Consider the following 24,166-nt stretch of genomic DNA (forward strand, 5'->3'; position numbering starts at 1 on the left):
CCCGATCCGGCTGTCCTTTCGCGAGCGTCACGTCGAACAGGAAAACCGGTGGCGGCACCGTCGTATCCTCAGCGCATGATCCCCGGTGCTACCGCCGCGTCGTTCCTGCTGGTCGTCATCCTCGGCGCGATGTCGCCCGGGCCGGACTTCGTCGTCGTCACCCGGTCCTCGCTCACCGGCGGCAGACGAGCGGGTATCGCCGCCGGGGCCGGGATCTCGCTCGGCGTCTTCGCCTGGGTCGTCGCCATCGCGTTCGGCGTCGCCGCCGTGCTCACCGCGTCGGCCGTCGCGTTCAGCGTCGTGAAGCTCGTCGGCGCCGGTTATCTCGTCTTCCTCGGGGTCAAGGCCTGGCTCGCCGTGCGCCGCGGGGACTACCGGGATCTCGGCGAGACGACGAACGCCGAGCCCCTCCAAGCCGGCGCCGCCTTCCGGCAGGGGCTCTTCACCAACCTGCTCAACCCCAAGGTCGCCGTCTACTTCCTGGCCCTGCTCCCGCAGTTCCTGCCCGCCGGCGGCGCCACCCTGCAGACCCTCGAACTGGCCGCCATCGCCACCGGCGGCACCATCCTGTGGTTCGCGGCCCTCGCCCTCGTCGTCGGCGCGTTGAAACGGTTCTTCGGCAGCGGACGCGTCCGGCGAGGCCTCGACGCCGTGCTGGGCAGCGTGCTCGTCGCGCTCGGGGTGAAGGTCGCCGCCGAAACGGCCTGAGAGCCCGCCGGAGCGGGCCCTCAGGAACCGTCAGAGCTGCTCGGCCGCCAGCGAAGTTCCCTCGACCCGTGCCCGGATCTTCGCGAACGCGATGTCGCGCGAAGTCGACGTGTCGTCCGCGAACGGCGAGAACCCGCAGTCGTCGCAGGTGCCGAGCCGGTCGGCCGGCAGGTACTTCGCCGCCGCGACCACGCGGTCGCGGACCTCCTCCGGCGTCTCCACCCGCGGGTCGATCGGGTCGATCACCCCGACGAAGATCCGCTGGTCCGCGCCGAGGTGGTCCCGGATCACCTCCAGCGCCGCGGCCGGCTCGGCCTCGCTCGCCAGCTGGACGTAGAAGTTCCCCGCCTTCAGCTCGAACAGCGCCGGCAGCAGGCCCGCGTAGTCGACGTCGAGGCTGTGCACCGAGTCCTGGTCGCCGCCCGGGCAGGTGTGGACGCCGATCTTCGCGCGCTCCTCCGCCGTGAACCGCTCCAGCACGGCGTTGTTGAGGTCGACGAACTGCCGCAGCAGACCGCCGGACGGATCGAGCTTGAGCGACAGCCGCCCTTCCGTGAAGTCGATCTGCACGCGGTGCGCCCCCGCGTCGAGGCTGCGCCGGATGTCCGCCTCCGCCTCGTTCACCAGGTCCGCGACGAACTGCTCCTGCGGGTACCCGTCGATGCCGTCGCCCGGGTAGATCAGCGAAATCGCGGACGCGGCGATCACGGCCTGCTTGACCGGCTTGTCCGTCAGCGCCTTCGCGCGCGTCAGGTAGGAGTCCGCGTGGGTCGCGTAGCGGAACGGGCCCGCGGTCAGCCGCGGCAGCTGCCGGGTGTGGCCGTCGGCGAACGGGATGACGACGCCGTCCGCCGCCAGCGCGGTCAGCCCGGCCAGCGGGTACGTCGCGAAGCTCGGCTTGCCCTGTTCGCCGTCGGACACGACCGGCGACCCGGTCTCCTCGAACCGGCTGATCGTGTCGGCGAGTGCCCGGCTCTCCAGCTCGGCGAGCGCGGCGGCGTCGATCCGTCCGGCGGCGAACGCGCCGAGCCCGTCGATCAGGTACCCGGGACGCGGAATGCTGCCGATCGGTTCGGTGGGCAAGGTCATGGAGTCCTCCGCTGCTTGAAGGTCCAGACCGGCTTCGACCGGCGCGAAGCCGGCCTGGCCGGCCTCGTGTCAGGCGAACCTAACGCGCTCCCGAGCGGTCACGGAGCGCGGATCACCCGGTCGGAGCAACGAAAAGCACGAAATAAGAAGACGTTTGGCGGTTAGCCAGGAGGACGATTGGGTATTCGCTCTGGCGATACGGCGGGTTCGGCGCCGAAGGAGTACCCCGATGCTCAGTCACCACGATCGCACCGAGCTCGAGAAGATCGAGCGGAACCTCGAGCTGAGTGACCCCGACCTGGCCACCGCCCTGCGCGACGGCCGGCGCCCGAAGTCGCGCGCGCTCCGCAGCGCCCTGCTGTTCGCCGTCGACGCCGTCGCCGTCACGCTGCTGGTCCTGGGACTGATCTTGCCCGACCCCGGCGTCACGCTCTGCGGGATCCTCGCGCTGACCGGCACCGTCTGGACCCACGTGGCGCGGCACCGGATCTGACGTTCTGAGGCAGACTGGGCCCGTGAAGTGGGTCTTGCACGTCGACCTCGACCAGTTCATCGCCGCCGTCGAGATCGCCCGCCGGCCGGAGCTGCGCGGGAAACCCGTGGTCGTCGGCGGCAACGGCGACCCCACCGAACGCGCCGTCGTCGCGACCGCGTCCTACGAGGCCCGCGAGTTCGGGATCCAGTCCGGCATGCCGTTGCGGATCGCTGCGAAACGCTGTCCGGACGCCGTCTTCCTGCCCAGTGACCCGCCGGCCTACCTCGAGGTGTCCGAGCACGTGATGGCCGCGGTGCGGGAGCTCCCGGTCGTCGTCGAAGTGCTGGGCTGGGACGAGGCGTTCGTCGGCGCCGAGACCGAAGACCCGGAGGCGCTGGCGGCGTCGATCAAGGACGCCGTGACGCGCGAGACCGGGCTGTCGTGCGCGGTGGGCATCGGCGACAACAAGCTGCGGGCCAAGCTCGCCACCGGGTTCGGCAAGCCGGGCGGGATCTTCCGGCTGACGCAGGAGAACTGGTGGGACGTGATGGCCGCGCGCCCGACCGACGCGCTGTGGGGTATCGGCGGCAAGACGGCGAAGAAGCTCGCCGAGCTGGGCATCGCCACGGTCCTCGACCTGGCCGGCGCCGACGCGGCGGAGCTCGCCGCGCGGTTCGGCCCGAAGACCGGCCCGTGGCTGCGCCTGCTCGGCGGCGGCATCAGCGACGCGGAGGTGAGCGCGACGCCGTACGTCGCCCGCTCCCGCAGCCGCGAGACGACGTTCCAGCGCGACCTCACGGACCCGGCGGAGATGGCCGCCGAGGTGTCGGCGCTGGCTAAGCGCGTGTGGCAGGACGTCCTCGACGAAGGCCGCCCGGCCGCGCGGATCGCGGTGAAGGTGCGGTTCGTGCCGTTCCTGACCCACACGCACAGCATCACGCTGCCCGAGCCGACGTCGGACGCCGACGAGATCGGCCGCGCGGCGCGGGAGGTGCTCGGGATGTTCGAGCTGACCCGTGCGGTGCGGTTGCTGGGGGTCCGCGCGGAGTTCCTCCGGGAGGACTAGAGCCCTTCCGGCAGCAGCAAGGGCCGGTCCGGGTCCAGTTCGACCCCGCCCGCCCGGAGCGTGTGGTCGAGCATCGCCCAGATCGTGCCGCTCAGCTGGCCCGTCAGCTGCTCGAGGCTGAGCGTGCCCGGGTGGTCGAGCCAGCGGGTCGTCGCCGACTCGACGTAGCCGACCAGGCCGAACGCGATCGTGTCCCCCGGCGCCGGGTCCAGGCCGAACGCCGTCAGGTAGCCGGTGAACAGGCGGCTGAGGTGGCGGGCGATCGTGCCGCGGACGTCCGTCGGGCCCGGCGCCGCGCGGCCCAGGTACCGGTGCAGGTGGAGGTGCTCGGTGAGCCAGCGCAGGTGGGTCGAGATGACCGTCGAGATCATTTCGTTCGGCGAACCGGACGGGTGCCAGAGCGGCTGGAGCTCGGCCGTCACCAGCTCGGCCGCGCGCTCGGCGATCGCCCGCTGGAGGTCGGAGGCGCCGTCGAAGTGCTTGTACAGGCGGGTGCGCGCCACCCCGGCGCGCTCGGCGATCTGCTCGGTCGAGACGTCCGGGCCGTGCTCGGCGATCGCTTCCAGCGCGGCGTCGACGAACTCGGCGCGTCGCCGCTCCTGCTGGCCCGCCCAGCGCGCCGCCCGCCCGTCGACCTTGGTCACGGCGAAAGCCTACTCACGGCCCGTCCGAGGGTGTACGGTCGGCAAAAGTAGCTAGTACAGCTTGTACCCCCTACTTTCGGAGGTCGCCATGGGCGTCGAGGCCCAGGACCGGGACGTCACCGCGGCTCGGCTGCTCAGGAGCTCCGCGAAGAACTCCTACGACCCGTACGTCGACATCGACTGGGCCGCGCCGCTCGCCGAGGGCAAGGCGTACATGCCGCTCGAGCGCGTCTCCCTCTACGGCACCGACCTGTGGGCGAAGCTGACGCCGGAGCAGCGGCTCGAGCTGTCCAAGCACGAGATCGCCAGCATCATGAGCGTCGGCCTCTGGTTCGAGATCGTCCTGATGCAACTGCTCGCGCGGTACGTCTTCGACCTCGACGCGCGCACCGAGCACGCGCAGTACGCCATGACCGAGATCGGCGACGAGACCCGGCACTCGGTGATGTTCGCCCGCACCGCCGACCGGCTCGGCGTGCCCCGCTACGGCGTCCCGAAGGTCGTGCACCGCGCCGCGAAGGTGTTCGGCGCGACCGCCGCCGGGCCGTCGATGTTCGCCAGCGTGCTGGTCGCCGAGGAGACCACCGACCGGCTGCAGCGGTCGATGATGGACGACGACGGCATCCAGCCGCTGATCCGCTCGGTCAACCGCATCCACGTCGTCGAGGAGGCCCGGCACGTCCGGTTCGCCAAGGAGGAAGTGCTGCGCGAGACGCCGAAGCTGTCGAAGGCAGCCCTGCAGCGGCACCGGTTGCGGACCGCACTGGTCGCGTTCGGCGTGATCGACAGCATGATCGACCCGCGGGTCTACCGCAGCGTCGGGATCGACGCGCGCGAGGGCCGGGCCGCGGCGCTCGCGAACCCGCACTTCCACGAGACGCGCCGCTGGATGGCCGAGAAGATCGTGCCGTTCCTGCGCGAGGCAGGGCTGATCGGCGGCCGATCCGAGGGCATCTGGCGGCGCGCGCACCTGATTTGACACAGCGACCGCAAAATTCCCTTCCCGGGAGGGACCGGACTGCGCCAGGATTCCCCGGTGACCGAGGGCTTCTCGCAGGACTTCCCGCCCGGACCCCCGTCGGGGCCGCCGCATCCGGCACCCCGTCCGCCGCTCGCGCGGCCGGTCGTCGCCGGTCTCATCGGCGTGCTCGTGGGCGCGCTCCTGGTCGGTGTGCCGTGGCTCGTGCTCGGCCTGCTCGGCGGGCCGAGCGGGCAGACCCTGACCGCGCCGGCGAACCTCGGCGGGCTCAGCCGCGCCCAGGACGCGATCGCGAAGCTCGACGCCGTCCGGGGCAAGGCCCAGATCGACCGCATCGGCAAGACCGACGAGGAGACCGCCGCGCGCGTGTCGGCGGCCTACGACGGCGCCGGCGCGGTGGTCCAGGACTACCAGGACGAGCGTCTGCTGCGGTCCTTCCAGCTGGTCGCGGTGCGCGCGCCGTCGCCGGAGCTGTTCGCGCCGTACGAGGACGTCCAGGCCCTCGGCATCGCCAAGCCGGGCACCGAGCTGGTGCGCGTCGGCGACGTGCAGTGCCTGGTCCACAACGACCCGGCCGCGCCCGGCTCGGCCCCGGACCCGGACCGCTCGTTCGTGACGAACTGCCAGCGCACCGGCGCCGGCTTGACCGTTGCGGTGCGGAGCATGGGCACCGAAGGCAACCGCGATCCCCGGGAGCTGGCCGGGATCGTCGAGCAGGCCTGGCAGGAGATCGGTTCGTGATCACCATCCGGACGTCCCGGGCCGAGGACGAGGCCGTGCTCGCGAAGCTCGACGAGCGCACCTGGACCACGGAGATGTCCCCCGCTCCCCCTCCCCCGCCCGGCACCCCGTTCTTCGACGACGGCACCCACCCCGAGGACGTCCTCGTCGCCGAGCACGACGGCGTGGTCGCCGGCTACATCCGCCTCGGCGCGGGGTTCGCCATCCCCGCCCACGACCACGTGCGGGTGATCGGCGGGCTCGCCGTCGACCCGGACCGGCGCCGGCTCGGCATCGCCCGGCAGCTCGTCCACGCCGCCGTGGCCGAAGCGCGCCGACGCGGCGCGCGCAAGGTGACGTTGCGCGTGCTGGGTCACAACACCGCCGCCCGGCGGGTCTACGAGGGCTGCGGATTCGTCGTGGAAGGCGTGCTGCGGGCGGAATTCCGCGTTGACGGCGCGGACGTCGACGACGTTCTCATGGCGCGCTCGCTCGCTTGACAGCCTCCCGGCGGCTTTGCCATCCTGGTGACGGGCCGAGAGGCGCTGCGACGGAGACTTTTCCGCCACGCTCGGCCCGTCACCACGGACCCAAGGGCGCCTCCCGCGAGGGAGGCGTCTTTTTTGCATGGGCCCGCAAGGGTTTCCCGGTCACGCCTTCCGAGCGCTTCCGCAACCTTTCGGAGAGAGCTCAAGAGATGAGTGACAAACTCACCAGCCGCAACGGTCTCGACTTCGCCGTCGCCGACCTGTCCCTGGCCGAGGCCGGCCGCACCCAGCTGCGGCTCGCCGAGCACGAGATGCCCGGCCTGATGGCGATCCGCCGCGAGTACGCCGCCGCGCAGCCGCTGAAGGGTGCCCGCATCGCCGGGTCGCTGCACATGACCGTGCAGACCGCCGTGCTCATCGAGACGCTCGTCGCGCTCGGCGCCGAGGTGCGCTGGGTGTCGTGCAACATCTTCTCGACCCAGGACGAGGCCGCCGCCGCGGTCGTCGTCGGCCCGGAGGGCACCGTCGACGCCCCTACGGGCACGCCGGTGTTCGCATGGAAGGGCGAGACGCTCGAAGAGTACTGGTGGTGCACCGACCGGCTCTTCGCCTTCGCCGGCGGCCAGGCGCCGAACATGATCCTCGACGACGGAGGCGACGCCACCCTGCTCGTCCACAAGGGAGTCGAGTTCGAAGCCGCGGGCGCGGTGCCGCAGCCGTCCGAAGAGGACCCGGAGGAGTACCGGATCGTCCTCGACACGCTGCGCGCGAGCCTGGCCGCCGACGGCGACCGCTTCACCCGCATGGCCAAGGAGATCCGCGGCGTCACCGAGGAGACGACCAACGGGGTCAAGCGGCTCTACAAGCTCGCCAAGGACGGCGAGCTGCTCTTTCCCGCGATGAACGTCAACGACTCGGTGACGAAGTCCAAGTTCGACAACAAGTACGGCATCCGGCACTCCCTTGTGGACGGCCTGAACCGCGCCACCGACGTGATGATCGGCGGCAAGCGCGTCCTCGTCTGCGGCTACGGCGATGTCGGCAAGGGCGCGGTCGAGGCGCTGCGCGGCCAGGGCGCCCGGGTCTCGGTCACCGAGATCGACCCGATCTGCGCGCTGCAGGCGGCGATGGACGGGCTCGACGTGGTCGAGCTGGACGACGTCGCCGAGACGGCCGACATCTTCATCACCACCACCGGCAACTTCGGCATCATCTCGGCGGACCAGATGAGCCGGATGAAGCACAACGCCATCGTCGCGAACGTCGGGCACTTCGACAACGAGATCGACATGGCCGGGCTGGCGAAGCTGCCGGGCATCGTGAAGAAGGAGATCAAGCCGCAGGTGCACGAGTGGACGTTCCCGGACGGCCACGCGATCATCGTGCTCTCCGAAGGGCGCCTGATGAACCTCGGCAACGCGACCGGCCACCCGTCGTTCGTCATGTCGAACTCGTTCACGAACCAGGCCATCGCGCAGATCGAGCTGTTCGCCAAGCCCGGCGAGTACACCACCGACGTCCACCGGCTGCCGAAGCACCTCGACGAGAAGGTGGCCCGGCTGCACCTCGACGCACTCGGCGTGAAGCTCACGAAGCTGTCGAAGGCGCAGGCCGAGTACATCGGCGTCGACGTCGAGGGTCCGTACAAGCTCGACCACTATCGGTACTGATCCCGGTACTGATCCGAGATTGCTCCATTTGACGCAGTTTGCCGCAGCGGGAAAGTGGCCATTCTCCCCGTGACAGCGCATCCGCCGGCCGGCATGCCGGACGGGTCCCATGCGAAGGAGTGTGTGTCAAAGTGATCGTTCTCGGTGTAATTCTCCTGATCATCGGGTTCATCGTGGGTATCCCGGTGCTTTACACCATCGGCATCATTCTCGCGGTGGCCGGCGTGGCACTGGCCATCCTCGGCGGCACCGGCCGCCGGATCGGTGGGCGTGCGCACTGGTACTGATCGGGTACTCGTCCTGATCGAGGACTCGCGAACGGCCTGGCACGGCGTCAGCAGCAATGCTCGCCGCGCCAGGCCGTTCGGCCTTCTTTCACCGCCACGAAGGCGATGGCGAGGGCCACGAGCGGGTCGGCCCACCACCAGCCCCAGAGGGCGTTGAGCAGCAATCCCGCCAGCAGGACCGCGGAAAGGTAAGTGCAGAGCAAAGTCTGCCGCGAATCCGCGACCGCGCTGGCCGACCCCAGCTCCCGCCCCGTGCGTCGTTGAGCGGCGGACAGGGCGGGCATCACGACGAGCGAAACCGCCGCGAGGACGACCCCGGTGACCGAGGTTTCCGGTGCCGCCGCGGTGAAGAACGTCCGCGCGGACTCCACCGTCACGTAGGCGGCCAGCGCGAAGAACGAGAGCGCGATCAGCCGCAGCGCCCGCCGTTCGCGGGCTTCCGGGTCTCGTCCCGAGAACTGCCAGGCGACCGCGACCGCTGAAGCGACTTCGACGATCGAATCCAGCCCGAAGCCGACGAGCGCGCCGGACGAGGCCGCGGTGCCGGCCGTCAGCGCGACGGCCGCTTCGACGACGTTGTAGGTGATGGTCGCCGCCACGAGCAGCCGCACCCGGCGCACGAGCACCGCCCGGCGGTCCGAAGCGATGGCGACCGGCGCGCAGCAGCCGTCCGAGCACCCGTCCGTCACGCCGGCTCGCACTCTTCCCGCGGTTCGACCGCCAGCACGACCTGGACGAGCTCGCGCAGCGCGCGGGCCAGGTGCGCGTCGGCGATCTCGTACCGCACCTGACGGCCCTCGTAGCCCGCCACGACGAGCCCGCAGCCGCGCAGGCACGAAAGGTGGTTCGAGACGTTCGAGCGGCTCAGCCCGAGCTCACCGGCGAGCCGCCCGGGATAGGCGGGCCCGTCGAGCAGCGCGGTCAGGATCCGGCAGCGGGTCGGGTCGGAGAGCGCGCGCCCGATCCGGGCCAGCGCCGACTCCCGCGTCTCACAGGTCACCATGGACTGAACTGTACATCGACGGCTGACATATCCACACGGGACACCGCGGAAATTAAAGGGTCCTCCGGCTCCGAGGGGGAGGGAGAGCCGAAGGACCCCGTTAGTGTTAGCACATCGCCAAGCCCGTGTACACAGCTGCATACACGATCGTGTTACGCGCTTGACGGGTTCCTGACGCCGTGAAGGCCTCCCGGGCCGGCTTTGCCGCCGGCCGAGGAGGCCTTCACGATCTTGGCGGGAGGCTCAGGAAGCTTGACGCAGCAGCGGTTTTCCCGGCGCCGTGGCGCAGCCGCACCCGCTGCCGAGGGCCTGGCAGTCGACGATCAGGCCGTGCCGCACGCGGTCACCGTCCTCACAGGCCGGCTCGGCGCACTCGGCGAACCCGCCTTCCGGGTGCACCACCAGCGTGCCGTGGCAGTGATCGATCCCCGCGTCACAAGAAGCGCACTCCATGACCGGCCCGCCTTCCCGCGTTGGTGCCCGGTGTGCTCGCACTCCTTGGTACCACCGGAAAGCGGGCGGGCGTGGGAAGGCAGCGGCGGCGTGTCGGCGCGACCACCCGGACGGGGTCAGGCGGACTTGGGTGCCCGCTTCCGCGCCGCCGGCTTCTTCTTCGCGGGCGCCGGTGCCTCGTCCTCATCGGACTCCTCCGAAGTGGACTTCGCGCCGCGGGACTTCTTCGCCGCGTCCACACTGGCCTGCAGCGCCGCCATCAGGTCGACCACGTCGGCCTTCGCGGTGACCGCCGCCGGCTTGGTGGTCTCCTCCCCCGCCACCTTGGCCTCGATCATCTCCTCGAGGGCCTCGCGGTAGTGGTCGTGGTACTTCTCCGGCTCGAACACCGGCTCGGCCAGCGACTCGATCAGCGACCCGGCCATGGTGACCTCCTGCGGCCGGATCTGCGGCGGGTCGTCGCGCAGGAAGGGGAAGTCGGGCTCGCGGACCTCGTCCGGCCACAGCATCGTCGTCATCACCAGCACGTCGGCGTGCACCCGCAGCACCGCCATGCTCTCCCGCTGCCGCACCGCGACCTTGGCGATGGCCACCTGGCTCGACTTGTGCAGCGCGTCCCGCAGCACGATGTACGGCTTGACCGCGTTCTTCTGCGGCTCCAGGTAGTACGTCCGGTCGTACTGGATCGGGTCGATCGACTCGAGCGGCACGAACTCCAGGACGTCGATCGTGCGCTGCGAGGACAGCGGCAGCTCCGCCATCTCGGTGTCGGTGATCACGACCATCTCGCCGTCGGGCAGCTCGTAGCCCTTGGCGATCTCGGCGTAGGGCACCTCGGCGCCGTCGATCGTGCAGAACCGCTTGTACTGGATGCGGCCGCCGTCGGCCTCGTGCACCTGCCGGAGCGAGACGTTCTTGTTCTCGGTGGCCGCGTACATCTGGATCGGGATGGACACCAGCCCGAACGACACCGAGCCCTTCCACATCGCCCGCATGCACGCACCTCCGCCAGTCGCCTTCACGCTACGTGACAACCGTAGCCCGAATCATCCCTCCGCGACAGTGCGACGCTCCCGGCGATCTAGACCTCTGCCAGGTACTTCTCCCAAAGTGCGGGGTCCATGAACCAGTTCTGGAAGTCCGTCGGATCGGTGAACCCGTTGGCGAACCGCCGCGCGACCGCGGGGTTCTGGCCGGCCACCCCGAGGATCTGGAGCACGTGCGGGGGCGGTGGCTGGAGGAGCGCGTTGGTCCATTCGGTGACGTGCCGGGCGTACTCCCAGTAGCGCTCGAACGTGGCGTCCATCCACCCCGCGTCGAACGGCCGGTCGCCGCGCTCGACGATCGCGTCCAGGTAGGTCGCGGCGCAGTGGCTCGCGTTGTTCGAGCCCTGGCCGGTGATCGGGTCGTTCGCCACGACGACGTCGGCCATGCCCAGCACGATCGCGCCGCCGGGCAGCGCGCCGACCGGGTTGCGGACCACCGGCGTGTAACCGCCGGCCAGGGTGGCCTTCGCGTCGGTCAGCTCGGCGTCGCGGCTGCGCTCGTACTCCCACGGCACGAACTGCTTCATCAAGTCGAGGATTCGCGCGAAGTGCTCGGCCGGGCCCGGGCGGTCGTCGAAGCAGTCCAGCGGCCCGCCGGGCACGCCTTCGAAGAAGAGGATGTCGCAGTTCCCGGACAGCGTGTACGCGGGAATCATGAACAGCTCGCCGACCCCGGGGACGATGTTGAACCGCACCGCCATCTTGTCCGGGTGCTCCGGCCGCGGGCGCACGCCGTGGGCGTAGGCCAGCGACAGCGCGCGCATCGGCTTCGTGTACGGCGAGCGCTCCGGGATCCGGTCGAACAGCTGGACCAGCTCGCCCTTGCCGGCCGAGATGATCACCAGGTCGTACAGCCGGGCCAGCGCGTCCAGCTCGGACGTCATCACGCCGTGGATGACGAGCTTGCCGCCGCGGTCCTCGAACAGCTCGAGCCAGCCGGCCATCTTCACCCGCTGGTCGACCGACTGCGCGATGTGGTCCAGCTCGGCGAACCAGTCGAGCGCCCGCCCGCCGTCCGGCGCGGCCACCGACACGCCGAGGCCTTCGACGTTCACGGTGTCGGCTTCCCACAGGTCGATGCCGAGGTCCCGCTCGTGCTGCAGCGCGTCGTGGAACATGCACTGCGTCGACATCACCCGCCCGTTCCGGATCTCCTCCGGCGTCCGCGCGGACATCACCGTGACGTCGTAGTCCTTCGCCAGCAACCCGAGGGCCAGCTGCAGCCCGGACTGCCCGGCGCCCACGATCAGGACCTTGCGCATGAAGCTCTTCTCTCCTCGTTCAGGCGTGCGGGGCGCTGCCGGCGAGCTCGCGGCCCGCCGGGCCGGAGAGCACCGCCAGCGACAACGTGTGGCCGACCAGCTCGGTCAGGGTGGCGATCGTCGAGGCGCGGTCACGGGCGTCGCAGGTGACCAGCGGGACGCTCGGGTCGAGCGCGAGCGCGTCGCGCACCTCGTCGAGGTCGTGCACGGGCATGCCCTCGAACTGGTTGACCGCGACGACGAACGGCAGCTCCGAGTCGTTCTCGAAGTAGTTGATCGCCGCGAACGACTCGTCGATCCGGCTGGTGTCGACCAGCACGACCGCGCCCAGCGCGCCCCGGCTCAGGTCGTCCCAGAGGAACCAGAACCGCGCCTGGCCGGGCGTGCCGAACAGGTACAGCAGCAGGTCCGGGCGCAGCGTGATGCGGCCGAAGTCCATCGCGACGGTCGTGGTCGACTTGCCGCCGGGCGGGATCTCGTCGACGCCTTCGCCGGCCTCGGTCATCCACGCCTCGTTGCTCATCGGTGGTACTTCCGACACCGACCCGACGAACGTGGTCTTGCCGACACCGAAGCCCCCGGCGACGACGATCTTCGCGGAGATCGTCAGCAGATCGCCCTCAGGCGGGGAGCCGCTTGAGCCCATCAAGGATCCTCTCGAGGACGTTGGTGTCGTGGTGGTAGGCGTGCGCGGTGGGGTGGACGAACACCGCGCCCTGGGACGCGAGGTCGCCGATCAGCACCCGCACCACGCCCAGAGGCAGGTCCAGCCCGACCGACAGCTCGGCGATCGAGCACCGCGCCCGCGCGCGTTCGTAGAGCGAGCGCGACTCGGGCATCAACGTGCCGCTCAGCGCCGGGTCGTACCGCGGGACCGAAACCAGCGTCTCCACCAGCAGCTGGTGGCGGGTGCTGGTGCGGCCGCCGGTGAGCGCGTACGCGCGGATCCGGCGACTTCGCCGCGGCAAGGCGGTGTCCTTGTCGGACACTGAGATCACATCCTCGTGCTGCATGCCGGGACTTCGCCCCGGGCCGGGGGCTCCGCCACCCGGACCCCCGAAAGACTCGTGGGACAAGGTCATCACACCCGCGGGCGGCGCGCGGTGAGCACCTGGCGCAGTTCGGCGCGCACCTCGGGGGTGAGCGCGTGGCCGGCGTTGGTGATGAACTGGGTCATCTCGTAGGCGACCACCTTCATGTCCGCCTCGCCCGAGGTCAGCACCGCGAGCCCGGCACCGGAACCGATGCCCATGAACAGGAAGTAGCCGTGGGTGAGCCGGATGATGATCTGCTCGCAGGCGCCCTTCCCGAACAGCGCCGCGCTGTTGCCGGCCAGCGAGAGCAGGCCGCTGGCGATCGCCGCGAGCTGCTCGGCCTCGGCTTCGCCGACCGAGTCGGACGCGGTGAGGGGGAAGCCGTCCACGCTCATGATCAGCGCGTGGCTGACGCCGTGGACCTTGCGCACGAAGTCGTCGAGCAGCCAGGCGAAGTTCGCCGGGGCCGGGTGGGGGGCGCTCACGGGGCGGATCCTCCGGGCGTCTCGTCCTGCTGGGAACGGTTCTCGGCGAGCGCGGCCCGCTCGCCGTCGGCGAACGCGCCGAGGTCGGCGAGCAGCTGGTCGTGGCCGGCGCCGGGCGAAGCCGGGGCAGGTGGGGGCGGCGGTGGTTCGGGCGCGGCGCCGCGGATGCTGCCGGGCACCCGGCGCGGCAGGCCGTTGGCCGTCATGCCGCCGGTCTGCTCGGGCGGCCGCGGACGGGGGCTGGGCCTACGCGGGATCGGCGTGACCGGCTCCTCGCGGGGGAAGGCCCCCGGGCGGCGGCGCGGGAGTGAGCCGGTCAACGCACCGGCCGGCTCATCGGCCGGTGCCTTGACCGGCTCGGCGGTGACGGTGCGGGTGCCGGACCACGCGTGCTCGGCGAGCTCGGTGACGATGCCGGTGGGCAGCAGCACGGTCGCCACCGTGCCGTGCGGGCTGCGCCGGTCGAGGCGGACGGTGACGCCGTGGCGGGCGGCGAGGCGGGAGACCACCGCGAGGCCCATGTGGCGCGCCGCGGCGTCGTCGAGGTCGCCGCCGGCGGCCAGCCGCGCGTTGAGGCCGTCGACGCGGTCGGCCGGGATGCCGATGCCCTCGTCCTCGATCCGGACGAGCACGCTGCCCTGCTCGGTCAGGTGCGCGCTGACGTTCACCGGCGAGCTCGGCGACGACTGGTTGGCGGCGTTGTCGAACAGCTCCGCCAGCACCCGGCCCAGGTCCTCCGCGGCGAAGCCGACGACGCCGAGGTTCACGACGCGGCCGATGGTGATCCGGGCGTAGTGGTCGATCGAGGACATCGCAGCGCGCATGACGTCGAGCACCGTGGTCGCGCGGGCGGCGTCGTCGGCGGTCTCCTGGCCGGCCAGGACGCGCAGGTTCTCGGCGTTGCGCCGCAGCCGCGTCGCGAGGTGGTCGAGCTGGTAGAGCTCGGCGAGGCGGTGGTGGTCCTCCTCCCCCGCCTCCAGCTCTTCGAGCCGGGCGAGGAGCTGGTCGAGGAGGTTGAGGTCACGCAGGGCGACGCTGGCGCAGATCTCCGCCAGCACGGCGTCGTCCGCCGCCTCCGGCACCGCCACGGGAACGGGCGGCTGCAGCTGCGCGAGCGCCGGCCCGGCCGCGGGCTCGTACCCGGGGTGCTTCGGCGGCGCGGTGAGGTACTGCGCGGCGGCGACCCGCGAGCGGTCCAGCAGGACGCGTGATCGATCCAGGAGTTCCCGGGCCCGGCTGGCCATGTGGTCCCACTTCTTCCTTGCTCAGTACGGACGCGGTGCGACGTGCCGACCCCCGGCGGCGACGACCGACATGCAAGCAGAAAGCCTCGTGACGTGTCCACAACCCGTCCCCGCGCGATCGCGCCGCGTGAGCACGGATCGGCGGCGTCGCTGCTGGTGAGCGCAGTGCATTACGCCATTCGGTGCATTTTTGCAATTTGCGGGCCGCAACGCAGCGCACACGGGCACCGATACCGCAGGTCGCGCGGGTCCGCACGGCGAATTCCGGACCGTGTCCGGTTCGCCCTAATTTTGCGGACCACGCACTTTTTTGCGGGCCACGCAAGTTTTTCGCTACACTCCGTTCATGCCGCCGGAGGAACCACCGAAGCTGACGCTCCGGGAACGCAAGAAGCGCGAGGCCCGCCGGGCGCTCGCGCAGGCCGCGTTGCGGCTCTCGATGGACCGCGGGCTGGAGAACGTGCGGGTGGAGGACATCGCCGCCGAGGTGGGTGTCTCGCCCCGCACATTCAACAACTACTTCTCCAGCAAGGAGCAGGCGGTCTGCTCGATGGTCGTCGACCGCCACGAGGGGATGCGAGAAGCCTTGCTCGCCCGGCCGGAGGGCGAGCCGCTCTGGGAGTCCGTGAAGCAGGCGGTGGTCGAGCAATATTCGCGTGAGGGCGAGCCGGATCGCGCGTATGTTGCGCGTATCCGGGAGCTGATGGGCCAGCTCATGCTGCGCGGCGAGTTCCTCAACGCCCACGCGGCGGTCGAACGCGTCCTCGCCGAGACCATCGCGAAACGGGCGGGCGGGGCGGACCACCTCTTGTGCCGGCTGATGGCCTCCACGGTGGAAAGCGCTGTCCGCGTCGCCTTCGTCAACTGGTTCATGACCGAAGGCGAGCCGTTCCTCCCGACCCTGGAACGGCTGCTGGACGAGCTGGCCGCCGGGATGCCCGGCCTGACCGGCGGCACCGCACCGTCACCCGGACCGAACACCACCACCACATCACTGGGGGAACCGTTGTGCTAGTCAAGCTCCTGCGCAGTCACCTGCGCCCGTACAAAACCACTTTGTGGGTGATCGTCGTGCTGCAGCTCGTGCAGACGATCGCCATGCTCTACCTGCCGACGCTCAACGCCGACATCGTCGACAACGGGCTGATCAAGGGCGACATGGCCTACATCCTGCGCGTCGGCGCCGTGATGCTCGTCGTGACGCTGGCCCAGATCGCCGGTTCGATCGGCGCGGTGTACTACGGCGCCCGCACGGCGATGGCGGTCGGCCGCGACATCCGCTCCGGGGTCTTCCACCGGGTGCAGGACTTCTCGGCCCGCGAGGTCGGCCAGTTCGGCACGCCGTCGCTGATCACCCGCACCACCAACGACGTCCAGCAGATCCAGATGCTCGTGGTGATGACGCTGACGCTCATGGTGTCGGCGCCCATCATGTGCGTCGGCGGGATCATCCTGGCGCTGAACCTCGACGTGCCGCTCTCCTCGCTGCTGCTGGTGATCGTGCCGGTGCTGGCGGTCGCGGTCGGCACGATCATCACCAAGATGCGCCCGGCGTTCCGCTCGATGCAGGAGCGGATCGACCGGATCAACCAGGTGCTGCGCGAGCAGATCATGGGCATCCGCGTCATCCGCGCGTTCGTCCGCGACAAGCACGAGCGCCGGCGCTTCGACGCCGCGAACGACCAGCTGCTCACGGTGTCGCTGCGGGTCGGGCGGCTGATGGCGCTGATGTTCCCGATCGTCATGCTCGTGATGAACGCCTCCAGCGTCGCCGTGCTGTGGTTCGGCGGGCAGCGCATCGACTCCGGCAGCATGCAGATCGGGGCACTGACGGCGTTCCTGTCCTACCTGCTGCAGATCCTGATGTCGGTCATGATGGCCACCTTCATGTTCATGATGGTGCCGCGCGCGGAGGTCAGCGCCGAGCGGATCAGCGAGGTGCTCGACACCGAGTCGAGCGTCCGCCCGCCGGTGTCGCCGATCAAGCCCGGCACGCTGCACGGGCACCTGGAGCTCTCCGGCGTCGAGTTCCGCTACCCCGGCGCGGAAAAGCCGGTGCTGCAGGACATTTCGCTGATCGGGCGCCCCGGTGAGACGACCGCGGTGATCGGGTCGACCGGTACCGGGAAGACCACGCTGCTGAACCTGATCCCGCGGCTGATGGACGCGACCCGCGGCACGGTCAAGGTCGACGGCGTCGACGTGCGCGACCTCGACCCGGCGGTGCTCGCCCGCGCGGTCGGGCTGGTGCCGCAGAAGCCGTACCTGTTCGCCGGGACGGTGGCCAGCAACCTGCGGTACGGCAACCCCGACGCCACCGACGAAGAGCTGTGGCGCGCACTGGAAGTGGCCCAGGGCAAGGACTTCGTCGAGGCGATGCCCGAAGGCCTCGAGGCGCCGATCGCCCAGGGCGGCACGAACGTCTCGGGCGGCCAGCGGCAGCGGATCGCGATCGCGCGGATGCTGGTGCACAAACCCGAGATCTACCTCTTCGACGACTCGTTCTCGGCGCTGGACTACGCGACCGACGCGGCCCTGCGCCGCGCGCTCGTGTCGGAGACCGCCGAGGCGACGGTGATCATCGTCGCGCAGCGCGTCAGCACCATCCGCGGCGCCGACCGCATCATCGTCCTCGACGAGGGCCGCGTCGTCGGCACCGGCACCCACCACGAGCTGTTCGACGGCAACGAGACCTACCGCGAGATCGTGCTGTCCCAGCTGACCGAGCAGGAGGCGGCGTGAGTACCACGGAATCGCCGAAGACCGCCGTCACCGAAGCGGGCGAACGGGCGACCGCCGAACGGCAGAAGAACACCGGGGCCGCGACCGCCGGACCCGGCAGATGGATGGCCGGCGGCGCCCCACCGGAGAAGGCCCTCGACTTCAAGGGGTCCCTCAAGCGGCTGCTGCGCATGCTGGCCCCGCAACGGCTCCACCTGATCGGGGTGCTCGTGCTGGGCGCGGCGAGCGTCGCGCTGACCGTGATCGGGCCGAAGATCCTCGGCCAGGCCACCGACGCGATCCTCGCCGGCGTGCTCGGCAGGCAGGTGCCGCCGGGCGTCACCAAGGAGCAGGTCGTCGCCGGCCTGCGCGCCCGCGGCGACAGCACGCTCGCCGACATCTACGGCCGCGTGGACCTCGTGCCCGGCGTGGGCATCGACTTCGACAAGGTCGGGCAGATCCTGCTGACCGTGCTGGCGCTGTTCGTCATCGCGTCGTTCTTCGGGCTGATCCAGGCCCGGCTGACGACGACGCTGGTGCAGAACGCGGTCTACCGGCTGCGCCAGGACGTCGAGGAGAAGTTCGCGCGGCTGCCGCTGAAGTACTTCGACCGCCAGCCGCGCGGCGAGGTCCTTTCCCGCGTCACCAACGACATCGACAACCTGGCGATGTCGCTGCAGCAGACGCTGTCGCAGATCGTCTCGTCGCTGCTGACGGTCATCGGCGTGCTGATCATGATGTTCCTGATCTCGCCCCTGCTGGCGCTGATCGCGCTGCTCACCGTGCCGCTCTCGGCCGTCATCGCGGCGAAGATCGGCAAGCGGGCGCAGCCGAACTTCATCAAGCAGTGGTCGACGACCGGGAAGCTCAACGCGCACGTCGAGGAGATGTACACCGGGCACTCGCTGGTCAAGGTGTTCGGCCGCCGCGACGAGGCCGCGGCGATCTTCGACAAGCAGAACGAAACGCTGTACGAGGCGAGCTTCCGGGCGCAGTTCATCTCCGGGATGATCCAGCCGGCGATGATGTTCATCGGCAACCTGAGCTACGTGCTGGTGGCGGTGATCGGCGCGCTGCGCGTCGCGTCGGGCAGCCTGACGCTCGGCGAGGTGCAGGCGTTCATCCAGTACTCGCGCCAGTTCAGCCAGCCGGTGACGCAGATCGCCAGCATGGCGAACCTGCTGCAGTCCGGCGTCGCCTCGGCCGAGCGGGTCTTCGCGCTCCTCGACGCCGAGGAGCAAGCGCCGGAGCCGGAGCACCCGGAGCGGCCGTCCGTCGTGCGCGGGCGCGTCGAGTTCCAGGACGTCTCGTTCCGCTACCTGCCGGACAAGCCGCTGATCGACGACCTGTCGCTGAGCGTCGAACCCGGCCAGACGGTGGCGATCGTCGGCCCGACCGGCGCGGGCAAGACGACGCTGGTCAACCTGCTCATGCGGTTCTACGAGCTCGACGGCGGGCGGATCACGCTCGACGGCGTCGACATCGCGAAGATGAACCGCGAGGAACTGCGCGACCAGACCGGCATGGTGCTGCAGGACGCGTGGCTGTTCGGCGGCACGATCGCGGAGAACATCGCCTACGGCGCGGACGACCCGAGCCGCGAGGAGATCGTCGAAGCGGCGAAGGCGACCCACGTCGACCGCTTCGTCCGGACGCTGCCGGACGGCTACGAGACGGTCCTCGACGACGAGGGCGGCACCGTCAGCGCGGGCGAGAAGCAGCTGATCACGGTGGCGCGGGCGTTCCTCGCCAAGCCGGTCATCCTCATCCTCGACGAGGCGACCAGCTCGGTCGACACCCGCACCGAGGTGCTCATCCAGCGCGCGATGAACTCGCTCCGCAGCGGGCGCACGAGCTTCGTCATCGCGCACCGGCTGTCCACGATCCGCGACGCGGACGTGATCCTGGTGATGGAGCACGGGCAGATCGTCGAGCACGGCGACCACGAAACGCTGCTGAACAGCGGTGGCGCTTACGCGAGGCTGTACGCGGCCCAGTTCGCCGAAGCCATGGCCGAGACGGACTGACGGGGCCCGGGTCCCCCGGCCGCGCGCCGGGGGACCCGGCTTCCCACAGCACGACGGAAGTCCGGGCCGCAGCGGCGGCCCGGTAGTCTGGTGGCTCTGCGACAGAAGTGGGGGTGCCGGTCCCGCGATGGCCGACCGACTCGACGAGTACCGGCGCAAGCGTGACCGCTCGCGGACGCCCGAGCCGTGGCCGGACGGGCCGCCGGAGCCGGGGAACGACGACCTGTTCGTCATCCAGGAGCACCACGCCACCCGGCTGCACTGGGACTTCCGGCTCGAACGCGACGGCGTGCTGGTGTCGTGGGCGGTGCCGAAGGGACTGCCGCGCTCCCCCGGCGTCACCAGGCTCGCGGTGCACACCGAAGACCATCCGATGGACTACCTCGACTTCGAGGGTGAGATCCCGGCCGGCGAGTACGGCGGCGGGTGGATGGCAATCTGGGACACCGGCCGCTACGAAACCCTGCACTGGAACAACCACAAGGTCGAGGTGGTCTTCCACGGCGCGCGGGCGAGCGGCAAGTACCTGTTCCAAAACCGGCACGACCCGGAAGGCGAAGGCGACTGGACGCTCCGCCGCCTCGACCCGGCGGAGGACGGCCACGAGGACTCCCCCGAGTTCCTCGAACCGATGACCGCGGTCCCGGGCGAGCTGCCCCCACCGGCCGAAGATGACGACTGGGCCTACGAATTCGCCTGGGGCGGCGCCCGGACGATGCTGTGCGTATCGGGCGGCCGCATCACTGCGCACGACGATACCGGCGCCGACGTCACCGGCCGGTACCCGGAGCTGCACAAGCTCGGCGAAACCCTGGGCTCGACGGAAGTGCTCCTAGACGGCGAGATGGTGGTTGTCCGCGAAGGCCGTCCGGACCCGAAGGGCCTCGACGAGCGCGCCCGTGTGGACGGGAACGACGCGAAGCGGATGATGAAGCACTGCCCCGCGTTCTTCTTCGCATACGACCTGCTGCACCACGAAGGCCGCCCGACGGTGGACCTCCCGTACGTCGAGCGGCGGGACATGCTGACCGACCTCGGGTTGTCCGGCGGAAACTGGCAGGCGCCCCGGCACTTCCGGGGCAACGGCGAGGCGGTCCTGGCCGCGGCCCGCGAGCACGGCATCGGCGGTATCCACGCCAAACGCGCCGACGGCACGTACCACCCCGGCAAGGCGGACGGGGACTGGCTCCACATCGAAACGTGAGAGCGGCCGCTCTCGGGTGCTCCCTCGGGACGGCCGCTCTCGACGTGACTCAGTGCGCCGAAGGGGTCCGCTGCTCCGGAACCACCTGCAGCTTCCCGCCACCCGACTTCCGGAGCAACGCAACGGCCAATACCAGACCCACCGCCGCGAAAATCACGCAAGCGGCAAAGCCCTGGGTGAAGCCGTCCATCACCGCGGCCGGGTTGGTCGCCGCCTGGGCCATGTGGGAGGCGATCACCGTCGAGACGATCCCCACGCCGATCGCACCGCCGACCTGGAAGGCCGCCGTGTTGAAGCCCGACGCGATGCCCGCGTCCTTCTTGGCGATGCCGCCGAGTGCCGCCGCGGCCAGCGCGACCGGGCCGCCACCGAGACCGAGCCCGAACAGCACCAGGCCCGGGAAGACGTCGGCGAAATAGCTGCCCTCCGGGGAGATCCCGGTCAGCAGCCAGCAGCCGGCACCAAGCAGCACGACGCCGACGACGGCGACGGGCCGGATGCCGACGCGGGCCAGCACGCCCTGGGCGATGTATGCGCCGATCACCGCGGCGATCGGCATCGCCGACTGGCTGAGCCCGAATTCCAGCGCGGTGTACTTCAGCACGCCCAGCGAGTACTGGGAAATCGCCACGGACATGCCGAACGCGAGCATCGCCGCGATCACCGTCACGAGGTTGCCGCCGACCAGTGCGGACGACCGGAACAGCCGCAGCGGCACCAGCGGCGCGGCCGATCGCTTCTCGATCACGATCGTCAGCGCGACGAGCAAGACGAACACCCCGGCGAGGCCGATCGTGTGGAAGCTGACCCAGCCCTTGGCGGGTGCCTCGACGAGGACGTAGATCAGCAGGCCGAGCGCGGCGGTGCTGACGACGGCCCCGGCGAGGTCGAACGTCCGCTGCTTGCCCGCGTCCTTGCTCTCCCGCAGCAGCGCCGGGGTCAGCACCAGCATCAGCAGCGCGACCGGGACGTTCACGAAGAAGATCGACTGCCAGCCCAACCAGTCGATGAGCGTGCCGCCGAGCAGCAGGCCGACGGTGGCCCCGATGGAGGCGATCCCGGACCACGCGGCGAACGCCTTGTTGCGCTCACGACCTTCCGGGAACGTGTTGGTCAGGATGGACAGCGCGGTCGGCGCCATCAGCGCCGCGGAAATGCCGTGCAGTGCCCGGGCCACCAGCAGGACCTCGCCGTTCCAAGCCAGCCCGGACAGCAGGGACACGAGCAGGAACAGGGCGGTGCCGACGATGAACACCTTCCGCCTGCCGAGCAGGTCGGCCGCGCGGCCGCCGAGCAGGAGCAGGCCGCCGAACGTCAGCAGGTTGGCCGAGAGGGCCCACTGCGCCTGGACCGGCGACAGGTGGAGGTCCGCCGAGATCGACGGCAGCCCCATGATGACGATCTGGGCATCGAGGATCACCATGAAGTTGGCCGTGCAGAGCAGAATCAGGGCTTTCCAGCGGCGCGGGTCCAGACCCTGCGCCACCGAGGTGGGGGCGGCTTGAGCGAGGTTCACGGCTCTCTCCTTCGAGCGGAGACGGCGTCTCTCCGCGGTCCGTAGGTCTGCGTCGACCGTACGGAGGAGGAGGGCTCCCTTCCTTCCTCCGGATTGCACAGCAATTTCTTCTCGCGTGCGGTTCCTGGCGATCCCGGAACTGCCCGAGGCGAGCGCCCACGCGCAGCTCAGCCGCGGATAGTGCCCTTTGCGGCTACAGCTTCTTCAGTAGCCCCATCGCGATCGCGGGGGAGGCCGCGTGCTCCGCCATCCCGGCCCACGGGTCCTTCTTGCGCGCCAACCGCTCTTTGATGCGCTTCGGTGTCCAGCCGTCCGGCTCCGCCTTGCCCAGCTCGTGCCAGTTCAGCGGCGTCGCCACCCCTGCGGACGGCCGCGCGCGCAGGGAGTACGGCGCCACGAACGTCGAGGTGTAGCCGTTGCGCAGGACGTCCAGGTACACGCGGTCGCCGCGCTGGTTCTTCCGGACCGCCGTGGTCAGCCGGTCGGGGTCGAGCCGGGTCAGGACCTCGGCGGCCGCCTTGGCCAGGTCTCGGACCTCGTCGTAGCTCTGGCTGGGCTCCAGTGGCGCGACGACGTGGAACCCGCGCCCGCCGGTGGCCTGTAGGTACGCCGTCAGCCCCGCGGCGGTGTAGACGTCGCGAACCATGCGCGCGATGTCCCGCAGATCGGCGACCGCCGTGCCTTCGGGCGGGTCGATGTCGATCAGCACCATGTCCGGGTGCTCGAGGTCGTCCACGGTGGACGACCAGATGTGGTACTCGATCGCGGCCTGGTTGGCCAGGTACACCAGGGTCGCGGAGTCGTCGCAGAGCACGTGCCGGACGTCGCTCGTGGTCCGCTGTGGAATGGCCTCGACGCGAATCCACGACGGCAGCTTGGAGCCGGCCTCCTTTTGGTACCACGTCTGGCCGGCGATGCCGTTCGGGTAGCGGCGCAGGGTCAGCGGCCGGCCGCGCAGGTGCGGCACCATCACGTCGGCGACGGTCCGGTAGTGCCCTACGACGTCACTCTTGGTCAGCCCGGCCTCGGGGTAGTAGATCTTGTCCGGGTTCGACGTCGTGATTTCATCGGGCTCCACCGGGCCTCCCTCGCCGGGCTGCGGGTCGGTCCACCCGCGCGTATCTCACCGCGCAGCGTGCCCGGCCGGAGCCGGACGCGTCCACTCGGAGCGTGCTCAGCCCAGCCTGGGCGAGCACGACCACGGCCGCCACGGCGACAGCGCCGCCCACGCGCCGAGCACCGGAACGACCCAGCCGAGGAACCGCACGCGCGCCGCGTCGCCGTGCGAGCGATCGCCACCGCGACCGGACCGCGCCGACAACGGTGTTGCTCAGCGCGAGCACGTCCGCCCCAGCGAAACCGGCGACCCATGGGGCGAGCACGGGAAGAAACCGGCGAGCAGAACGAGGCCCGCGGTTGTACCCGGCGGTAGCGGCCGGTAACCGGGGACTGCCCGCAGCCCTCGAGACGGGCAGGCCCCGCACCGGACCTCAGCAGCCGCAGGTGTAGTACGTGATGTCCCAGTGGTTGCCCTCGTCGCAGTAGAGGTTGCCGGAGCCGGCCTTCCACTGCGGGTAGCCGTCACCGCGCAGCCCGATGTAGCTGAAGGTGTTCTTGATGTAGTTGTCGATGCAGCTGTTGTGCGCGATGTCCACCTTGTAACCGTTGTAGTGGCTGTAGGTGCCCGACGCGTGGCCGACCTCGGTCCCACCGGTGATGTTGACCGCGCAGCCGCTGGCCCGCTTCAGCGTGATCACGCCGGTGACCGTGGTCTGGTTGATCTGCTCGTAGGACGTGCAGGTCGAGTTCGACCGCGTGGTGCAGCCCCCGCTCGACGAGTGCGTGACCCCGGCGGCGGACAGCTGCGACGCGGCGGCCGACTGGCTGAGCTTCGTGACCTCGACGCTCGCCGACGCCGTGCCGATGGTGGCGAAGGCCACCGTCGCGGCCGAAGCGGTCAATCCCACTGCCACGCGCGCGAGCATCCGTTGTCCCGGCATGCCTTGCTCCTTCTCCTGCGACGATCTCAGACGGCGGCAGCCAAA

General features: G+C 70.3%; 27 protein-coding genes and 1 riboswitch. Of the genes, 12 read left to right on the forward strand and 15 right to left on the reverse strand.

All coding sequences use genetic code 11. The features are described 5' to 3' along the window. Positions 1 to 75 precede the first annotated feature (75 nt). Positions 76 to 708, forward strand: coding sequence for a LysE family translocator (locus AB0M59_RS28500; protein ID WP_364620868.1), 633 nt, complete (start codon positions 76 to 78; stop codon positions 706 to 708). A 30-nt stretch (positions 709 to 738) separates the two neighbouring features. Here the strand turns inward: AB0M59_RS28500 and AB0M59_RS28505 are convergent, their stop codons facing one another. After that, a complete protein-coding gene (locus tag AB0M59_RS28505) occupies positions 739 to 1,797 on the reverse strand; it encodes a cobalamin-independent methionine synthase II family protein (RefSeq protein WP_364620871.1) in 1,059 nt (352 codons plus the stop codon). 229 nt (positions 1,798 to 2,026) lie between these two features. On the opposite strand from AB0M59_RS28505, the gene AB0M59_RS28510 reads away from it, so the two are divergent. Then, entirely contained in the window at positions 2,027 to 2,290 is a 264-nt protein-coding gene (locus tag AB0M59_RS28510; RefSeq protein ID WP_364620873.1) for a DUF3040 domain-containing protein, read from the forward strand. 22 nt (positions 2,291 to 2,312) lie between these two features. After that, complete coding sequence (locus AB0M59_RS28515) at positions 2,313 to 3,338, forward strand: DNA polymerase IV (protein ID WP_364620875.1); 1,026 nt, start codon at positions 2,313 to 2,315, stop codon at positions 3,336 to 3,338. On the opposite strand, the gene AB0M59_RS28520 is transcribed toward AB0M59_RS28515, so the two are convergent. Next, on the reverse strand, positions 3,335 to 3,982 hold the full coding sequence (locus AB0M59_RS28520) for a TetR/AcrR family transcriptional regulator (protein WP_364620878.1): 648 nt from the start codon (positions 3,980 to 3,982) through the stop codon (positions 3,335 to 3,337). The genes AB0M59_RS28515 and AB0M59_RS28520 overlap by 4 nt on opposite strands. Before the next feature lie 88 nt (positions 3,983 to 4,070). Here AB0M59_RS28520 and AB0M59_RS28525 point away from each other — a divergent pair, with 88 nt between their 5' ends. From AB0M59_RS28525 to AB0M59_RS28545, 5 genes are all read left to right on the forward strand, one after another. Next, positions 4,071 to 4,961: a diiron oxygenase gene (locus AB0M59_RS28525; RefSeq protein ID WP_364620880.1), complete on the forward strand. Its 891-nt coding sequence runs from the start codon at positions 4,071 to 4,073 to the stop codon at positions 4,959 to 4,961. 57 nt (positions 4,962 to 5,018) lie between these two features. Then, positions 5,019 to 5,702 carry a hypothetical protein gene (locus tag AB0M59_RS28530; RefSeq protein WP_364620883.1) on the forward strand — a complete coding sequence of 228 codons (684 nt, stop codon included), beginning with the start codon at positions 5,019 to 5,021 and terminating at the stop codon, positions 5,700 to 5,702. Beyond that, positions 5,699 to 6,181: a GNAT family N-acetyltransferase gene (locus AB0M59_RS28535; protein WP_364620886.1), complete on the forward strand. Its 483-nt coding sequence runs from the start codon at positions 5,699 to 5,701 to the stop codon at positions 6,179 to 6,181. The genes AB0M59_RS28530 and AB0M59_RS28535 overlap by 4 nt, the downstream gene beginning before the upstream one ends. Before the next feature lie 31 nt (positions 6,182 to 6,212). Next, positions 6,213 to 6,290: riboswitch (S-adenosyl-L-homocysteine riboswitch) on the forward strand. Positions 6,291 to 6,378: 88 nt separating this feature from the next. Further along, on the forward strand, positions 6,379 to 7,839 hold the full coding sequence (gene ahcY, locus AB0M59_RS28540) for an adenosylhomocysteinase (RefSeq protein WP_364620888.1): 1,461 nt from the start codon (positions 6,379 to 6,381) through the stop codon (positions 7,837 to 7,839). A gap of 131 nt (positions 7,840 to 7,970) precedes the next feature. After that, positions 7,971 to 8,126, forward strand: a complete 156-nt coding sequence (locus tag AB0M59_RS28545) for a hypothetical protein (RefSeq protein WP_086678182.1) — start codon at positions 7,971 to 7,973, stop codon at positions 8,124 to 8,126. Positions 8,127 to 8,173: 47 nt separating this feature from the next. On the opposite strand, the gene AB0M59_RS28550 is transcribed toward AB0M59_RS28545, so the two are convergent. From AB0M59_RS28550 to AB0M59_RS28590, 9 genes are all read right to left on the reverse strand, one after another. Then, entirely contained in the window at positions 8,174 to 8,815 is a 642-nt protein-coding gene (locus AB0M59_RS28550; protein ID WP_364620891.1) for a cation transporter, read from the reverse strand. Further along, complete coding sequence (locus AB0M59_RS28555; protein WP_364620893.1) at positions 8,812 to 9,129, reverse strand: metalloregulator ArsR/SmtB family transcription factor; 318 nt, start codon at positions 9,127 to 9,129, stop codon at positions 8,812 to 8,814. Before AB0M59_RS28555 ends, AB0M59_RS28550 begins: the two co-directional genes overlap by 4 nt. A 243-nt stretch (positions 9,130 to 9,372) precedes the next feature. Further along, complete coding sequence (locus tag AB0M59_RS28560; RefSeq protein WP_364620896.1) at positions 9,373 to 9,582, reverse strand: hypothetical protein; 210 nt, start codon at positions 9,580 to 9,582, stop codon at positions 9,373 to 9,375. A 116-nt stretch (positions 9,583 to 9,698) separates the two neighbouring features. Further along, positions 9,699 to 10,577, reverse strand: coding sequence for a Ku protein (locus tag AB0M59_RS28565; RefSeq protein ID WP_364620898.1), 879 nt, complete (start codon positions 10,575 to 10,577; stop codon positions 9,699 to 9,701). 86 nt (positions 10,578 to 10,663) lie between these two features. Then, positions 10,664 to 11,890: a styrene monooxygenase/indole monooxygenase family protein gene (locus AB0M59_RS28570; RefSeq protein WP_364620901.1), complete on the reverse strand. Its 1,227-nt coding sequence runs from the start codon at positions 11,888 to 11,890 to the stop codon at positions 10,664 to 10,666. A 19-nt stretch (positions 11,891 to 11,909) separates the two neighbouring features. Beyond that, on the reverse strand, positions 11,910 to 12,536 hold the full coding sequence (locus AB0M59_RS28575) for an ATP/GTP-binding protein (protein WP_364620904.1): 627 nt from the start codon (positions 12,534 to 12,536) through the stop codon (positions 11,910 to 11,912). Beyond that, positions 12,511 to 12,903 carry a DUF742 domain-containing protein gene (locus AB0M59_RS28580; protein WP_364620906.1) on the reverse strand — a complete coding sequence of 131 codons (393 nt, stop codon included), beginning with the start codon at positions 12,901 to 12,903 and terminating at the stop codon, positions 12,511 to 12,513. Before AB0M59_RS28580 ends, AB0M59_RS28575 begins: the two co-directional genes overlap by 26 nt. Before the next feature lie 68 nt (positions 12,904 to 12,971). Further along, positions 12,972 to 13,409: a roadblock/LC7 domain-containing protein gene (locus AB0M59_RS28585; protein ID WP_125315245.1), complete on the reverse strand. Its 438-nt coding sequence runs from the start codon at positions 13,407 to 13,409 to the stop codon at positions 12,972 to 12,974. Continuing rightward, positions 13,406 to 14,653, reverse strand: coding sequence for an ATP-binding protein (locus AB0M59_RS28590; protein WP_364620909.1), 1,248 nt, complete (start codon positions 14,651 to 14,653; stop codon positions 13,406 to 13,408). Before AB0M59_RS28590 ends, AB0M59_RS28585 begins: the two co-directional genes overlap by 4 nt. A gap of 346 nt (positions 14,654 to 14,999) precedes the next feature. On the opposite strand from AB0M59_RS28590, the gene AB0M59_RS28595 reads away from it, so the two are divergent. From AB0M59_RS28595 to AB0M59_RS28610, 4 genes are all read left to right on the forward strand, one after another. After that, on the forward strand, positions 15,000 to 15,668 hold the full coding sequence (locus AB0M59_RS28595; RefSeq protein WP_364620912.1) for a TetR/AcrR family transcriptional regulator: 669 nt from the start codon (positions 15,000 to 15,002) through the stop codon (positions 15,666 to 15,668). Then, positions 15,662 to 17,395: an ABC transporter ATP-binding protein gene (locus tag AB0M59_RS28600; RefSeq protein ID WP_364620915.1), complete on the forward strand. Its 1,734-nt coding sequence runs from the start codon at positions 15,662 to 15,664 to the stop codon at positions 17,393 to 17,395. Before AB0M59_RS28595 ends, AB0M59_RS28600 begins: the two co-directional genes overlap by 7 nt. After that, positions 17,392 to 19,401 carry an ABC transporter ATP-binding protein gene (locus AB0M59_RS28605; protein WP_364620917.1) on the forward strand — a complete coding sequence of 670 codons (2,010 nt, stop codon included), beginning with the start codon at positions 17,392 to 17,394 and terminating at the stop codon, positions 19,399 to 19,401. Before AB0M59_RS28600 ends, AB0M59_RS28605 begins: the two co-directional genes overlap by 4 nt. 127 nt (positions 19,402 to 19,528) lie before the next feature. After that, positions 19,529 to 20,605, forward strand: a complete 1,077-nt coding sequence (locus AB0M59_RS28610; RefSeq protein WP_364620919.1) for a DNA polymerase ligase N-terminal domain-containing protein — start codon at positions 19,529 to 19,531, stop codon at positions 20,603 to 20,605. Positions 20,606 to 20,654: 49 nt separating this feature from the next. Here AB0M59_RS28610 and AB0M59_RS28615 read toward each other — a convergent pair whose 3' ends face one another. The 4 genes from AB0M59_RS28615 to AB0M59_RS28630 form a co-directional block, all read right to left on the reverse strand. Continuing rightward, entirely contained in the window at positions 20,655 to 22,121 is a 1,467-nt protein-coding gene (locus AB0M59_RS28615) for an MFS transporter (protein WP_364620920.1), read from the reverse strand. Between the two features lie 193 nt (positions 22,122 to 22,314). Then, positions 22,315 to 23,199 (reverse strand): non-homologous end-joining DNA ligase, encoded by an 885-nt coding sequence (gene ligD / locus AB0M59_RS28620; protein WP_364620923.1) that lies wholly within the window; start codon positions 23,197 to 23,199, stop codon positions 22,315 to 22,317. Then, positions 23,186 to 23,605: an SPW repeat protein gene (locus AB0M59_RS28625; RefSeq protein ID WP_364620926.1), complete on the reverse strand. Its 420-nt coding sequence runs from the start codon at positions 23,603 to 23,605 to the stop codon at positions 23,186 to 23,188. The genes ligD and AB0M59_RS28625 overlap by 14 nt, the downstream gene beginning before the upstream one ends. A 6-nt stretch (positions 23,606 to 23,611) precedes the next feature. Beyond that, positions 23,612 to 24,121 (reverse strand): hypothetical protein, encoded by a 510-nt coding sequence (locus AB0M59_RS28630; RefSeq protein WP_364387085.1) that lies wholly within the window; start codon positions 24,119 to 24,121, stop codon positions 23,612 to 23,614. Positions 24,122 to 24,166: the final 45 nt, after the last annotated feature.

Source organism: Amycolatopsis sp. NPDC051371 (assembly GCF_040682155.1).
GTDB lineage: Bacteria > Actinomycetota > Actinomycetes > Mycobacteriales > Pseudonocardiaceae > Amycolatopsis.

Coding starts and splice junctions, on each gene's coding strand:
- AB0M59_RS28570 (WP_364620901.1), bottom strand. CDS start 11,890: ATGCGCAAGGTCCTGATCGTGGGCGCCGGGCAGTCCGGGCTGCAGCTG.
- ahcY (WP_364620888.1), top strand. CDS start 6,379: ATGAGTGACAAACTCACCAGCCGCAACGGTCTCGACTTCGCCGTCGCC.
- AB0M59_RS28590 (WP_364620909.1), bottom strand. CDS start 14,653: ATGGCCAGCCGGGCCCGGGAACTCCTGGATCGATCACGCGTCCTGCTG.
- AB0M59_RS28525 (WP_364620880.1), top strand. CDS start 4,071: ATGGGCGTCGAGGCCCAGGACCGGGACGTCACCGCGGCTCGGCTGCTC.
- AB0M59_RS28610 (WP_364620919.1), top strand. CDS start 19,529: ATGGCCGACCGACTCGACGAGTACCGGCGCAAGCGTGACCGCTCGCGG.
- AB0M59_RS28595 (WP_364620912.1), top strand. CDS start 15,000: ATGCCGCCGGAGGAACCACCGAAGCTGACGCTCCGGGAACGCAAGAAG.
- AB0M59_RS28630 (WP_364387085.1), bottom strand. CDS start 24,121: ATGCCGGGACAACGGATGCTCGCGCGCGTGGCAGTGGGATTGACCGCT.
- AB0M59_RS28575 (WP_364620904.1), bottom strand. CDS start 12,536: ATGGGCTCAAGCGGCTCCCCGCCTGAGGGCGATCTGCTGACGATCTCC.
- AB0M59_RS28560 (WP_364620896.1), bottom strand. CDS start 9,582: ATGGAGTGCGCTTCTTGTGACGCGGGGATCGATCACTGCCACGGCACG.
- AB0M59_RS28565 (WP_364620898.1), bottom strand. CDS start 10,577: ATGCGGGCGATGTGGAAGGGCTCGGTGTCGTTCGGGCTGGTGTCCATC.
- AB0M59_RS28555 (WP_364620893.1), bottom strand. CDS start 9,129: ATGGTGACCTGTGAGACGCGGGAGTCGGCGCTGGCCCGGATCGGGCGC.
- AB0M59_RS28580 (WP_364620906.1), bottom strand. CDS start 12,903: ATGCAGCACGAGGATGTGATCTCAGTGTCCGACAAGGACACCGCCTTG.
- AB0M59_RS28500 (WP_364620868.1), top strand. CDS start 76: ATGATCCCCGGTGCTACCGCCGCGTCGTTCCTGCTGGTCGTCATCCTC.
- AB0M59_RS28510 (WP_364620873.1), top strand. CDS start 2,027: ATGCTCAGTCACCACGATCGCACCGAGCTCGAGAAGATCGAGCGGAAC.
- AB0M59_RS28505 (WP_364620871.1), bottom strand. CDS start 1,797: ATGACCTTGCCCACCGAACCGATCGGCAGCATTCCGCGTCCCGGGTAC.